The 14540-nt window shown below is 32.0% G+C and carries 16 protein-coding genes; 3 read left to right on the forward strand and 13 right to left on the reverse strand.

Annotated features, from left to right (window positions below):
• Position 1: 1 nt before the first annotated feature.
• Positions 2-748 (forward strand): uracil-DNA glycosylase family protein, encoded by a 747-nt coding sequence (locus K8Z87_RS05570; RefSeq protein ID WP_227476502.1) that lies wholly within the window; start codon positions 2-4, stop codon positions 746-748.
• A 180-nt stretch (positions 749-928) separates the two neighbouring features.
• On the opposite strand, the gene K8Z87_RS05575 is transcribed toward K8Z87_RS05570, so the two are convergent.
• Together K8Z87_RS05575 and K8Z87_RS05580 are read right to left on the reverse strand one after the other, a co-directional pair.
• Positions 929-1576, reverse strand: a complete 648-nt coding sequence (locus tag K8Z87_RS05575) for a hypothetical protein (protein WP_227476503.1) — start codon at positions 1574-1576, stop codon at positions 929-931.
• Between the two features lie 81 nt (positions 1577-1657).
• Positions 1658-4852, reverse strand: a complete 3195-nt coding sequence (locus K8Z87_RS05580; RefSeq protein ID WP_227476504.1) for an AsmA-like C-terminal region-containing protein — start codon at positions 4850-4852, stop codon at positions 1658-1660.
• Positions 4853-5239: 387 nt separating this feature from the next.
• On the opposite strand from K8Z87_RS05580, the gene K8Z87_RS05585 reads away from it, so the two are divergent.
• Positions 5240-6520 carry a DEAD/DEAH box helicase gene (locus tag K8Z87_RS05585; RefSeq protein ID WP_227476505.1) on the forward strand — a complete coding sequence of 427 codons (1281 nt, stop codon included), beginning with the start codon at positions 5240-5242 and terminating at the stop codon, positions 6518-6520.
• Entirely contained in the window at positions 6520-6744 is a 225-nt protein-coding gene (locus K8Z87_RS05590; protein WP_227476506.1) for a VF530 family protein, read from the forward strand. The genes K8Z87_RS05585 and K8Z87_RS05590 overlap by 1 nt, the downstream gene beginning before the upstream one ends.
• Here the strand turns inward: K8Z87_RS05590 and K8Z87_RS05595 are convergent, their stop codons facing one another.
• The 11 genes from K8Z87_RS05595 to K8Z87_RS05645 all read right to left on the reverse strand — a co-directional run bounded on the left by K8Z87_RS05595 (position 6745) and on the right by K8Z87_RS05645 (position 14481).
• Positions 6745-8040 carry a dienelactone hydrolase family protein gene (locus tag K8Z87_RS05595; RefSeq protein ID WP_227476507.1) on the reverse strand — a complete coding sequence of 432 codons (1296 nt, stop codon included), beginning with the start codon at positions 8038-8040 and terminating at the stop codon, positions 6745-6747.
• A gap of 45 nt (positions 8041-8085) precedes the next feature.
• Positions 8086-8283 (reverse strand): hypothetical protein, encoded by a 198-nt coding sequence (locus K8Z87_RS05600; protein WP_227476508.1) that lies wholly within the window; start codon positions 8281-8283, stop codon positions 8086-8088.
• 66 nt (positions 8284-8349) lie between these two features.
• Positions 8350-8985, reverse strand: a complete 636-nt coding sequence (locus K8Z87_RS05605) for a hypothetical protein (RefSeq protein ID WP_227476509.1) — start codon at positions 8983-8985, stop codon at positions 8350-8352.
• Between the two features lies 1 nt (position 8986).
• Positions 8987-9481, reverse strand: coding sequence for an RNA polymerase sigma factor (locus tag K8Z87_RS05610; RefSeq protein ID WP_227476510.1), 495 nt, complete (start codon positions 9479-9481; stop codon positions 8987-8989).
• Positions 9482-9647: 166 nt separating this feature from the next.
• Positions 9648-10253, reverse strand: a complete 606-nt coding sequence (locus K8Z87_RS05615) for a hypothetical protein (protein ID WP_227476511.1) — start codon at positions 10251-10253, stop codon at positions 9648-9650.
• A gap of 14 nt (positions 10254-10267) precedes the next feature.
• Complete coding sequence (locus tag K8Z87_RS05620) at positions 10268-10720, reverse strand: tRNA (cytidine(34)-2'-O)-methyltransferase (RefSeq protein ID WP_227476512.1); 453 nt, start codon at positions 10718-10720, stop codon at positions 10268-10270.
• A gap of 5 nt (positions 10721-10725) precedes the next feature.
• Positions 10726-11007, reverse strand: a complete 282-nt coding sequence (locus K8Z87_RS05625; protein WP_227476513.1) for a hypothetical protein — start codon at positions 11005-11007, stop codon at positions 10726-10728.
• A gap of 128 nt (positions 11008-11135) precedes the next feature.
• Positions 11136-11600: a GNAT family N-acetyltransferase gene (locus tag K8Z87_RS05630; protein WP_227476514.1), complete on the reverse strand. Its 465-nt coding sequence runs from the start codon at positions 11598-11600 to the stop codon at positions 11136-11138.
• The gene (gene trpA / locus K8Z87_RS05635; RefSeq protein WP_227476515.1) at positions 11601-12365 is read right to left on the reverse strand and encodes a tryptophan synthase subunit alpha; all 765 of its coding nucleotides are present in this window, start codon (positions 12363-12365) and stop codon (positions 11601-11603) included.
• A gap of 93 nt (positions 12366-12458) precedes the next feature.
• The gene (gene trpB, locus K8Z87_RS05640) at positions 12459-13646 is read right to left on the reverse strand and encodes a tryptophan synthase subunit beta (RefSeq protein ID WP_227476516.1); all 1188 of its coding nucleotides are present in this window, start codon (positions 13644-13646) and stop codon (positions 12459-12461) included.
• 217 nt (positions 13647-13863) lie between these two features.
• Complete coding sequence (locus K8Z87_RS05645; protein ID WP_227476517.1) at positions 13864-14481, reverse strand: phosphoribosylanthranilate isomerase; 618 nt, start codon at positions 14479-14481, stop codon at positions 13864-13866.
• Positions 14482-14540: the final 59 nt, after the last annotated feature.

Genomic DNA, 14540 nt, shown 5'->3' on the forward strand with positions numbered 1-14540 from the left:
TATGTTTTTTCATCAACATCCTTACAAACCGTTTATCCAAAAAGATACTAAAAAATTAATTGTTGGTACTTTGCCGCCACCGCGATTTTCAACAGGAGCATTATTAGAAAAGGATGTTGATTTTTGTTATGGGAGTTGTTATAATTCGCTTTGGTTAAAAATTGATAAAATTCATAATCTTAACTTACGTTACGATAATTCTCAAGAAGCTATTGAAGAACGCAAAGCATTTTTAATACAGCATCAAATAGGCGTGTGTGATATTGTAGAAAGTGCAGAGCGCGAAAAAATTGATGCTTCTGATTTGGGGATGAAAAATATAAAACTTCGGGATATTATTGGCTACTTAAAGCAATATCCAAATATTGAAACCTTATTATTCACAGGAGGTAATAGTAAAAATGGACCAGAATATTTCTTTAGAAAACACATAAAAGATTATAATATAAAATTAGAATTGGTTTCTAATGAAGTGCCACGTATTCATCAATTCTCTTTACCTTGTCATTCAAGCTGTCACATTGAGCGCAGTCGAAATGAAAGCGAAGAATCTAAAATAGAGATTCCTCAATCGTTGCACTCTTCTCGGAATGACAACCGCATTATCAAAACTGTATCACTTACCTCAGGATCGGGCGCAGCAAATATTTCTATTAGTAGAATGCCTTTATACAAACAACTAAAAGCTAAAAACCCAAAGTTTAATACTTTTGATTTTAGAGTAATGCAGTATCGGGAGTTTTTCTGAAGTTTGGTTTAATATATCGATATCGTTCTGTTTTAATGAATGATATCGTGTTTGTGTATGATTTCGTTGCGTGTTTCAGTAACTAATTTAGCACATACAAACCGAATAGAAAATCCGCGAGGATTTTCGTAAGTAGGCAAGTACTAGCAATGAATTATACACGTTGTTGTAGGCTGGCTTTTATATTATTATAATTAATTTCTTTCCGTTTATTTTTAATTCGACAAGTTGTAAATTATTACTCCTTTTAAAAACAAATCTATTATTTTCTCTTTTCAATTTAGCTTTAGCGAAGAGAGTTGTACTATGGTTTTTCAATAAATGGTTTACTTCAAATTCAATGTCACTTTCGATTTCGGATTCCAATTTGATAATTATTTTTCCTTTTCTCCTTTTTATTCTAATGTTTTTCAATTCGGTTATCTCGTTCATTATTGGTTTGTTTGGTCTATTTATTAGAACAAAACCAAGATTACATTTTTGAGGATAAACTCCGTCAGATTCGCAAAGAGATGGCGCAATTTCAATATTTTCAGATGGAAATAGTTTAAGAGTTTCAATTTGTTCTTTTGAAAAGTCATTTGCGGTTGAAATAACATTACCAGAAATCACAATGTTAAGCCAAAAGTCAATTTCATTTTGTTCTGATTCTTGCTCACAATTAATTCTTTTAAAAATTTTGCTTTTGCGTTCGTCAGAATTCAGCTGTTTAATTTCCTTAATCCACTTTTGAGATTCCTCATAATTTTTAAAATCTCCGCAGTTATTCTGTCCAAATGAAACTTGGCTAAATAATATAAATAGAATAAAGATTTTAATGGTTCTCATAGGTTTTCACAGCTTGCGTACAACTATTGTTAAACGAAGTTCGTTGATTTAAATTAGAAAGTCAAATATTTAAATTAGTGTCTATTTCCCTTTTTTCTTACCTAACGAAACCTTATAATCATCAATAATACCTTTAACTTTTAGGTTGAGATACCTGATTTTTCTATTAGGGTCAACTTCCACAATTGCATCAACTTGTTCTGGGTTAACAATTGTATCTTTCTTGTTTCCAAATAATTTTTGCCAAGAGGCTTTTCTTACGGTTTTCCAAGGAATACGGATATAATAATCGATATTTTGATCGCTATCATGAGTGCCTGACAATTCTATATGACCCAAAGTAGATTCAATCGTCATCGTAGGAATATTAATTTCTCCATTTTCAATACCTAAACTATTTTGCAAAGTATCAAACCGAATGTTTTGTAGATTTTTATCACCCATATAGTCAGAAAGTGCCAACATAGGATTGTAATTTTTTAATCGACCATTTAAAACTTTTACATCCATTTCTAATGTGGATTGGTCGAGATCTGGTACCATATCAGGGTAGACTCTAATTTTACCTTTAATTTTAGAGGTGAGTTTTCCTTGTAAATTTTCTGAAACGAGATGATCTTGTCCAAAATTTTCGAATTTAAATAGCAATTTATCTAAATCTACATTATTCATTATCAAATCGGGTTGCATATATATGTGTTTTGGGTCACTACCATTAAAATATCCACCCAATTTAATATTGCCTCCAGCAGCATCCATAGTAAGTGTATCTATATAGATATAATGATCTGGTGTGGTTCTAAGATCGGCTTTGATCTTTTTAAGATCTATTCTATGGTATATAAAGTGAGAAATATCTGCTTTGAATTGCATATCTGTAAAGGGCAATTCATAGATGTTAAAAGCTTCAGCATGTGCTTTTATATCTGCTGTTGTAGAGCTTACATTTTTTGTTAGTTCTGGAGGATTTAAGTTAAAATTAAAAAGGGCATCAAAATCAATGTAGTTTGCTTTTAAAGCTAGGTAATTATCTCTTTTCTTTATCTGTAAGTCGTCTCCTAAATAATAGTTTAAATCAAAATTAAAATTGGTAGTTCCAATCTCACCATGAAAATCTTTTATGACAATGTGTTGATCTTCATAATGAATATTTCCTCTAAAATCATGAAAACGCTGTGGATGTAATTTCATTTTTGTATCTAACTTGTCTAAAGCTAAATCAATAGAGTGCAACGCAGAATCTTTATAATGCATACTAGAGGAGAAATGTAATGCTAAATCATCAAACGATTCGTGTCTGTATTCTTCTGGGACATAGTTTTCTCCTTGATAAGAGAATACATTTTCTAGCTGTAATTTTTTAGATCTAAGATTGATATCTAAATCTACATCTCCATTAAGCTCAGGTTGCATCCAAAACGAATAGTCGTGTATAAGGCCATTAAAATGAAAATCGCTATCATCTATATATCCTGCGAAGTTTTCTATTTTTAAGTCTACATTATCAATTAATATATCAGCATGAAAATCGTGAAGCTGATGCGGATAATGCTCTAAATTTGCATATAAACTATCGATAAAAAATTCGCCTTTAGGTAAGTATTCAGATTCAGTAAAATCTTTTGCTGAAGTTTTGAAAGATAATCCTAAGCTTAAATCTTTTATTTGCTCATCAATACCAGTTTGGATGGTATCTTGTTTAGAAAAATGAGTCAACTCACTGAGGTCTATGTAATTAGAAGTGATGTCTAAATGTGCTTCTACTGGGATATTTGTATGGTGTACAATAGATGGTAAATCTGAAAGAAAACCAGAAACAAATATATCTGAATTTCCCATAGATAACTCAAACTGATTTAAGGTAGCTTCTTTGCCATTCATTATCAGATTTACATTCAATGTATCTAAAGGTACAGGAAGTTGTTTCGCTGCTAAGCTTAAGTCGTCTACCTTTAATTCAGCATAGTAGGCTTGATTTAGTTTTTGTAATGCTTTTTGAGGATTGTCAATATCAATAATATCGTGAAAATTCATTTTCAATGAAACTTCTCCAGAGACATTTTGTACTTGCTCTAATTCAAAAAACTCTGCAACAAAATCGAGATTAAAATTAGAATTGACTTGCATATCTACTTCTGGGGATTCAAAATTTTTGACAATAATAGAACCTTTAAATTCTCCTTCTTCTAATGAGGCTTTCATATTGGTGAGCGAAAATTCCATGGTACTTGCATCTCTGTTAGTGCCATTAGTAAAGTGCCCATTGAATCCCATATTATCAATCTTTTTAGCTCTAGCAGTATTTTCTAAAAATGCTTTTCCAGCTCCAAAAGTTGCATTGATAGCAGGTCTATTTCCTTTATTAGCAGCACCTTGAATACTGGCGTTAAAATAAATATCACCAGCATTATTATAGCGTTCTAATAGAGGAATAAGATCAACAGGAGCAAAAGCAATAAACGTATCAAAATTGTGTTTTATGCCTTTTATTAAAAGGTTGAGATCTACATCATTTTTTGTGTCTATAGATCCTTCTAACTCAAAATCGCCATTTTCCATAGTAATACCAGAAGGCTGTATATCAAGAATGCCTGATTTTTCATTAAATACAAGATCTGTATGTATTTCGAAATGTTTTTTATTGATGAAAGTAGTGTCTCCATCTTTTATTACATTTAATTCAAAATCGGTATCAATATGACCAGCAATGACTCCATCTTTTTTGCTAAAACCTCCTATACCTGTATATACGAATTTCTCGACATCTGTATTGGTTGCTTCATCTAAAGTATGAATATCTAAGTTTTTAAATTTAATTTTATTTAGACTGAGATTTGTAGGATCAGATTCTGTTTCAGAACTACTTGCTAAGGAATTTTGAATATTAGTAGTATTGTTTTCGTGAATAACAATATTGAACACACCTTCTTCAACTAATAAGGATTGGATATCATAATCACCACTTACGATATCCCATAGGTTAAAACCTACATAAATATCTTTGACATCCATTATTACAGGAGCATTATCTGCTTTAGTTTCAAAGATTTTTACATCATCTACTTTTATAGAAATATGCGGAAAGTTACCGAAAAGTGATAAATCACTTTTGCTCACACTAATACGCCCTTTATGTTCTTGGTTTAGTTTTGCAATTTCTCCTTTAATAATTTCAGACTGATTGCTTTGTATGTATAACATAAGTCCTACTACTATTAAAGCAGGAACTAAGATTAGTGCTATTAAAATCCGTTTCCAGAATCTTTTAATTTTCAAGATATCTGTCTTTAAGGTTTGAAAAAATATTTGCCCTTAAAAATAAGGAATTCGTATTTTATAAGAATCATAAACATAATAAAATGGTTGATCCTCGTAGCTGCTTTTTCCTCACCAAGTAATTGCAAAAACACCAATACTAGCTTTTTGAATCATTTCCATATATGCTCTTATTATTGAAGTAGCGTTAGAACTATAATTCCTAATTCAAATTTTAGCATATAGTCGCTATGTGATTAACGAAGTTCGCCTTTTTTTTATGATATAAGATAGATGTTGCTTCTAAATACATTTAATCTCTAAACTTTGATGAAAATTAACAGTAACTTTGCTCAAAACCAATGGAGGTGTGATTTGTAACGATATCCATCTTAACTAAAACGATGTATGTCATTTAAATCTTTAGGGTTATCAGAACCCTTATTGAGAGCAATCTCTAAAAAAGGGTACGAAACACCTTCGCCAATTCAGGCAAAAGCCATTCCACCTGTTTTAGAAGGAAAAGATGTTTTAGCATCTGCCCAAACGGGAACCGGAAAAACAGCAGGTTTTACCTTACCACTATTACATTACCTATCAGAAAATCCTAAACAAAAATTTAGACCCATCCGAGCGTTAATTCTAACGCCAACGCGTGAATTAGCAGCACAGGTCTATGCTAATGTTAAAGAATATTCTGAATTTTTAAATTTAAGAAGCGCTGTTATTTTTGGTGGAGTTAATCAAAAACCACAAATAGCTACAATTAGACAAGGTATTGATATTTTAGTAGCTACACCTGGGCGTTTAATAGATTTACAAAGCCAAGGCGCACTCTCATTAAAGCGCATAGAAGTATTTGTGTTGGATGAAGCCGATCGTATGCTCGATATGGGGTTTTTGCGTGATATAGAGCGTGTGATGAAATTAATGCCCGAGAAGCGACAAAACCTTATGTTTTCGGCAACATTCTCTAAAGAGATTAAGAAGTTAGCCTATTCTATTTTAAACAATCCAGTACAAGTTGAAGCTACACCAGAAAATACTGCTGTTGAGGTTATTGAACAAAAAGTATATCGTGTTGCTAAAAGCAAAAAAACAGGACTAATCATTAAATTGATTTCCGATGGCAATTGGAAACAAGTTTTAGTGTTTACAAGAACAAAACACGGCGCTAACAGACTCTGTGAAAAAATGAAAAAAGCTGGAATTTCTGCAGCTGCAATACACGGTAATAAAAGTCAAGGAGCGAGAACAAAAGCTTTAGCAGGTTTTAAGAGTAGTAAAATTAGAGTATTAGTTGCTACAGATATTGCAGCAAGAGGTTTAGATATCCCGTTATTACCACACGTTATTAATTTTGAGCTACCTAATATTTCTGAAGATTATGTGCATCGTATAGGTAGAACAGGTAGGGCAGGAGCGAGTGGTGAAGCCATTTCTTTAGTAAGTGCTGATGAAACAACTTATTTAAGAGATATTCAGAAATTAATAGATACGAAGATTCCTGTAGAAATAGTTGAAGGTTTTGAACCCGATCCTAATGCATCTACAGAACCTATTAAGCAAGGTCAAAATGCAAATAGAAATCGAGGTAGAAATTCTAACTCAAATAAATCAGTAAAATCAAAGAATTCTAATCGTAATAAAAACCGCAATAGACGCCGTAATAACGATAAAAGAAATTAATGTCTGAGCAGCCAAATAATCCACTTCATGGTGTAAAACTGGAACAGATTGTTACAGATTTACAAGCACATTATGGTTGGGAATATATGGGCTATATGATTAATATTCGTTGTTTTACTGACAATCCTTCTGTAAAATCGATTTTAAAATTTTTACGACGTACGCCTTGGGCTCGCACTAAAGTTGAAAATATGTATCTAGAGATGTTAGAGAAGAAAAGATGATTATTCTATCTTAAACAAAAAATCTGTCACCGCATTCCAATAGTCTTCAGCACCTTCTTGCCCTTCCCAAAGCGCACGTGAACCGTGAAACCCATTAGATGTTGGAATAAATTGTGATTGATTTTCTTTTAGTTTTGAATCATTAATTAGAGCTTTTAAAGTTTCTGCTTCTGCTTTAGAAGAGGTTACTAAATAAGGTTTATCAATCTTTGAAAATACAGTTGCTAGTGATGGTGCAGCATCACTAAAATAATCACCAGGACTAAATGAAATAATTCCTTTTACTTTAGAGTTATTTACGCCTTCTAAAAGTGCTAAACTTGATGAGAATGAGCTTCCCCAAACAATCACGTTTTGATTGTATTTTTTATATAAAAAATCAATAGCTGCAGCAATGTCTTGTTGTGCATCTATCATTTCTGGCTTCAAACCTTTTTCTGTAGCACGTGTATTGGTGTTATTCGGTTTCCCTGCAAAAGGACCACCAGAGCGCAAATCTACAGCGAGACAATTGTATCCCATTTCGTTAAGCTTTGGCGCTATATCTGCATATTCCATACGGTTATAACCTGCTTGATGCATTAGTAATATAATAGGCTTGTTTTTATCAACCTCATAAAGATTACCACTAACGGTTAGTCCATCGGGAGCTAAGAATTCAACTTTAATAGAAATGTGTTTTTTGCCTAGTTCTCCAGGTGTTGGTAGCTGTACACTGTTCTGTTGTTGTCTACGCGCTTCAGCTTCTTGATTTATTAAATCTTCTACCAATTGAATCTTGGTCATTTTTCCTTTGTCATCAAAATGAATAAACGATTCATTTTTAAAACCTACAAAATCGTAAGCCACTTTTGCTTTACCCTGTTCGCTTTCAATAATAGATATACTATTTAGTTTGGGTAAATTTTTGACAATATTACCCATAATAGGAACTGTATTAGCAATAGGAATTTGACCAAATTGCAACTTAGAACTCATATAAGGTTGTATGGCTTCAGTAGTTTTATCTGCAAAACTTTTTGCAAAAGCATCAATTTGTTTAGAATAATCTTGAGCAAAAATAGTTGCTGAGGAAAAGAGAGTTAAAACGATTACAGTGGCTCTTTTTTGTTTGAATTTTATATAGAATTGAGGAATAACGACTAATAAAGCACCAGCTAAAAAGATGTAATTTCGCAAATCGTGAGTGGTATAATAATCTCTTGGTAGTATATCCATAATTCTTAATAGTGTCATAATACTGGCTATTATCATTAATGCATATCCTATTTTTTTAATAGTGTTTGAATTTTTCATTGTATCGTAATTTTTATAGTGTATGTTAAAAAGTGTGCTGTAGAATTACAGATTTGCACTATTAGTTTTTGAAAATCTTTTTCTAATCTTAGGAAATTTTGGAATTAGAGTAAGTATCAATCCAAAATCAAATAGTAAAACTTCGTAATACCAAGGTTTAGCATCAGGGATTACTATAAATGCAATAAGCATAATGATTACCCCTATAATTCGTAAGATGAAATGTGTTTTTTCTTTAGACATAATAACGCTTGTTTTCTAGTTTCTAATTATTTAGTGACAAGCGTTTAGAAAATATGACAGCTGTAGTTATTTTTCTTTATCTAAATTTTCAATAATGAGATCTATATCCTTAATAAGTGGTTCCCAATTCACTTTAGCGGCACGTTTGTTTTGTCGGATTAAATAAATACCAACTCCAACCATAAAGAGCGTTGCAATAAGTTTTGCGGGCAACTTCGTAGTTAAAATGTCATCTGATAATTCATGATTAAGGTTGTGTAATGCATAGTTTCCCCATGTAAAAATGCAGGAACTTATAAAAATAGGCAGAAACATGATTAGGACACCAGAGTTTAATAACTTTGCTTGACGTAGCATAAAAGTACGTTGTTGCTGTAGTTGTTGTTTTAAAGGTAAAAAGAGGTTTTGTGTAAATCTACTTTTTCTATTGCGATATAGCTGGTATAGCACATGTATCATAGAAAGTATCATTAAAGCTGCACCAATGCTTGATATGGTTAGAGGGGCTTTAATAATAAAATAAAGAAAGTAACTAACACCAAATACAGCGCCAATAGCTTCTCTACGATCTCTACGACGTACAATGCTTTCGCGACGTTCCATTTTAGATTTAAAATTCACTATAAGTTGATTATTATTAATTGTTATGTCTTCTTTATTAGAAGAGCGTTTCCATATATTTTTTAATTCTTGTTCTTCCATATCAACTTAATTTAGGATTAATACAATCGAATAATTTTTTTCGAATGCGTTTCATCTTAACGGCAATATGATTTTCAGTTAAACCTGTGATTTCCGCAATTTGTTTATAAGATAATTCTTCAAGGTATAGTACAATAATAGACGTGTCGCTTTCATTTAATGTAGTAATACATTCCTTTAAGAATTTGTATTTTTCATCTTCTTCATTTAAGGAATCATTACTTGCTTTAAATTGAATGGCATCAAAACGAACCGTTTTTTCTCGCTTTTTTTCTAGTTTCAACTTAGAGCTCATACATACATTTAGCGCAATACGATATATCCAAGTATTGATATTAGATTTTCCTTTGAAGCTTTTTAAGGACTTCCAAATTTGATATGTTACTTCTTGAAACAAATCTTGTGGCTCTATAGGTGATACAGCGTATATTCTACAGATGCGATAGATTGTTTCTTTGTTAGCCTTGAGAAGGTGTCCGAAATTTAAGTCTTGCACGTACTTATTTTGTCTCTTTAACGGTTTAGTGACAGAAGTTACGGAAATATGACAAAAATTAATGTAGACTTTATTTAGAATTGTCATTTTAGGTTTTATAGTTTATATAAACCCAAATGTTCATTATTCATTGAACCCTGTTGATTTAATAGGAATTATCAAAAAACTACTGACGCTCATATTTTCCATAAAACCAAAGCTTAGGACTTAGAGAAGTATCGTCATCATTGTAATATCCATAACCAATGATTTCGTAATAATCTTTGGTTACAGTTTCGTAAAAATATTCTATACGTTTTGGTTTATTACTTTGCCAAATAATGGTTTCTAGGTTTGGTGTGCTTCCTTCGTGTATAACGGTATCACTAGGCTTGTGGACTACACACCACATCTTACCATCTTGTATTTTATTAACGCCTTTACTTTGTTCTGTTTTACCAGTATCTGGATAAAAATCGGTAATAGAAACTTTTTGAAAATAAGGACTTTCAGACGTATATACTTGTGTAACGTTTATAGTATTTACCGTTTTAGCAGCATTAATAAACTTAAGCATTACAGCTTTATCTTGAAGGTTTTTAGGTTTTTTAACAAGGCTATCATCTTGTTTTACTAAAAAAACACCTTTCCAAGTCCCATCTAGAGGTTTATACACATTTGCTAATGTTTTATCGGCTTGAGTAACTTGGGGTATGTCTGTAATATTATCAATTTCTATTTGTGAATGACAAGAACTATTAATTATAAAAAGAAGTAAAACAAGATATTTCATAATATTAATATATATTATTTGAGACGATTTAAACCTTCGTAAACAACAATACTCACAGCGTTAGCTAGATTGAGGCTTCTAATTTTATCACTATACATAGGGATTTTAAAAAGACTTTTAAGGTGTCTTTCGGTAATATCTTTTGAGAGTCCAACAGATTCTTTGCCAAAAACCAGGAATAAATCTTCTGTATAATTTATATCCCAATGCGACTGTGCACCATGACTAGATAAAAAGACCATTTTCTTGTCTTTATTAATTTTAAAGAAATCATCAACGTTATCATAATAAGTAACATTTAGATGTTGCCAATAATCTAATCCAGCACGTTTAAGGCGTTTATCATCAATATTAAAACCAAAAGGTTTTACCAAATGTAAATTAGAACCAGATGCTAAAGCTAAACGGCCAATATTACCAGTATTATTTGGGATTTCGGGTTCTATAAGGACAATGTTAAGTGGCATTTTATTTATTCCTGCGAAGGCAGGAATCTGTTTTTAGTTAGTTTAACAATAATTAAAGGTATTAAATGAGACACAACACATATAGAAAATAAAACTAATGATGATTCTTCAAAAATTGGAAAAACATTTTTAGTTCCTTCATTCCATCTATTCCAGTTTAATAATATAACTGAAGTAATTGTTATAGAAATAATTATATAGATGTATTCTGAAATGATTCTTTTTTTTAATCTTTCGAAAGCTAATAATATTAATACAGAAAATAGAGAAGGTATATTGATTGTCATAAATAAAATTAATAAGAAAAAATATGCTTCGACTGAGATTTCATGGAAAATTGAAGCATATAGAATCGTAAATATATGCAGATATATAAATAGAAATAAAACAACTTGTCCATCTTTTTTCATTGTAATTATTCAATAAGCATACGCATTTCAATCATATGTTTTTTAAAATTTGATTTTTCATAAGCTCTAATAGCGGCATCATTATCGTCATAGACTTCTAATCGTATTTCAGATAAATGATTTGCTTTTGTCCAAAGTTTTAATTCATCAACAATACCTTGAATAATACCTTTCCCGCGGTGTTCAGGTTTTACAAACATAAACCCTAAGTATGCATAATCATTATGTTTATGAAAGGGTTCGCCTTGAAGTATTTTTGCGTAACCAGAAGCTACAATGTCATTATCAATAATAGCAACAATAACTTCAGCTTTGCCTGATAAAACAAGTTCTTTAAGATCGTAATAATTAATTGGATCTGGCTTTAGCGTTGGATCAAAAGGACGCTCAGCTGTGATTATACCTTGTTCAAATTGATATAAAACAGGTAAATCTTCTAAAGTTGCTGTTCTAAATTGAAGATTTTTCATTTAATTTTTAATATTATTTACAAAAGTGTCAATAGTATCAATGCCATTCTGGGTCACATGCTTTACAAAAGCACTTCCTATTATGGCACCTTTGGCATACTTTGTTGCTTGCGTAAAGGTCTCATTATTTGAAATTCCGAAACCAACAATTTGCGGATTCTTAAGATTCATATTAGCGATACGTTCAAAATATTCGGTTTGTGTATTACCAAACCCCACTTTTGCGCCTGTAGTACTTGCAGAACTTACCATATAGATAAACCCATCAGAAACAGAATCGATAAAGTGAATACGCTCATCTGAGGTTTGAGGTGTTATTAAAAACACATTGATTAACTCATACTTTTCAAACGTTGCTTTATATTCACTATGATACACATCAACTGGCAAATCGGGTATAATTAATCCGTCTATACCAATCTCTTGACATTTTTTACAAAAGGCTTCAATACCATATTGCAACATTGGATTAAAATAACCCATGATTATCAATGGAATAGAAACGAATTGACGAATGTCTTTGATTTGATCAAATAAAACCTCACTTGTCATACCGTTTTTAAGCGCTTGTGTAGAACTCGCTTGTATGGTTGGTCCATCGGCTAAAGGATCACTAAATGGTAATCCTATCTCAATCATATCAACACCACTTTTTTCTAGATTTTGAATAATAATTGCTGTGTCGTCTATGTTTGGATATCCAGCGGTAAAGTATATGGATAGAAGTTTTTTATCTTCTTTTAGTTTTTGATTTATTCTGTTCATAGTATTTAGAAATGAGATTTAAGAAATAAGATAAGAGATTAATAGTGCAATAATTACGTACTCTGCTGTCTCTTATCTCATATCTCTAATCTGTTAAAGCTTGAAATAATCAATATAGTTCTGTAAATCTTTATCGCCACGACCAGATAAACTGATTACAACCACATCATCTGGTTTAAAGGTTTTGTGCTCAAAAATGGCTAAAGCATGCGAACTTTCAATAGCTGGAATAATGCCTTCAAGTTGGCATAATTCTAATCCTGCAGTCATAGCCTCATCATCAGTGGCTGAATAAAACTCACCGCGACCAGACTTATATAAATGAGAATGTAAAGGTCCAACACCAGGATAATCTAAACCAGCAGAGATAGAATAAGGCTCTGTAATCTGCCCATCTGTAGTTTGCATTAAAAGTGTTTTGCAACCATGGATAATGCCTTCTTTTCCGAGTGCTGAAGTTGCAGCACTTTCACCAGAATGAACACCTTTTCCTGCAGCTTCAACAGCTATGATACCAACAGCTTCATTATCTAAAAAATGATAATAGGTTCCTGCGGCATTGCTGCCACCACCAATACATGCCACTACATAATCAGGATTTTCTTTACCTTCTTTTTCTTTTAATTGCCATTTGATTTCTTCCGAAATAATAGATTGAAATTTAGTTACCATATCTGGATAGGGATGAGGTCCAATTGCAGAGCCAATGATGTAATGGGTGTCTACAGGATTGTTAATCCAATCGCGTATGGCCTCATTTGTAGCATCTTTTAATGTTCGACTACCAGATAAAGCAGGTCTAACTTCTGCGCCTAACATTTTCATGCGCGCAACATTTGGTGCTTGTCTAGCAATATCAATTTCACCCATATAAACAATGCATTCAATCCCCATAAGTGCACAAACAGTTGCTGTGGCTACACCATGTTGACCAGCACCAGTTTCGGCAATAATTCGGTTTTTACCCAAACGTTTAGCCATTAAAATTTGACCAATAGTATTATTGACTTTATGGGCACCTGTATGATTAAGATCTTCTCGTTTTAGATAAACCTTTGTGTTATATTTTTCTGAAAGACGTTTGGCGAAATAGAGTGGTGAAGGGCGTCCGACATAGTCTTTTAAGAGTTGGTGGAACTCTTCTTTAAATGAAGGTTCTGCCATTATTTTTAGGTAATTTTGGCGTAGTTCTTCTACATTTGGATAAAGCATCTCTGGAATAAATGCTCCACCAAATTCGCCGTAATAGCCTTTTTCATTAATGTTATACGTTTTTTTCATAATCCTTTGTCATCCTGAACTTGTTTTCAGGATCTCATTATTAATTTATTCTGTTCATTTTGTCTTGATACAAAACGAACCAAAAAATCACGATCAAAATTAGGAAATTGCTAAAGCATCATTCACTTTCAGAACTTCGTGCTTGAGGCTGCGCCTCGCATCTTCGTTCTTTCGTTCATTATTTCTGAATTTTGATGATTCCGACGTTGTCGGAACTTCAAGTTCTATTTAAACTCTTTTTAAATTTTTCTAATTCTTCAATATTTTTTAGTCCAGGTTCAATTTCAAATTTGCTATTGACATCTATGGCGTAACAGTATTTTGATGCTGTACTTTCTTTAAACGCTTTGATTTTTTCTATTGAATTTAACCCAATACCTCCGCTTAAAAAGTAAGGTTTTGTAGATGGATAATCTTTTAATACATCCCAATTAAAAGTATAACCATTGCCTCCTGGTGATTTTCCTTTAGTGTCAAATAAGAAGTAATCACATACGTCTTCATAATCATTAAGGACAGAAAAATCAAACTCATCTTTTATAGAAAAGACTTTAATAATTTCTTTCTGAGTAGATCTTAATAATCTACACATTTCAGGTGATTCATGACCATGTAACTGAATAGCATCTAGATTGTATTTTTCAATTTTAGCTACAATAACCTCTACTTTTTCATCAACAAAAACGCCAGTTTTTTTAATGCCATTTGGTAGCTTTGGAATGTTATCATCAAAATCTCTAGGTGAATTATTATAAAAAATAAACCCAAGATAATCTGGTTGCACTTTTGCAACTTCAGACGTATTAGATTTCATGCCACAGACTTTTAGTTTCATTTTATTCTCGCGAAAGCGGGAATCTCACCACGCTTCTTGTTTTTGTCATTCCTGCGAAG

It is taken from the genome of Winogradskyella immobilis, from assembly GCF_021887715.1.
GTDB classification, from domain to species: Bacteria; Bacteroidota; Bacteroidia; order Flavobacteriales; family Flavobacteriaceae; genus Winogradskyella; species Winogradskyella immobilis.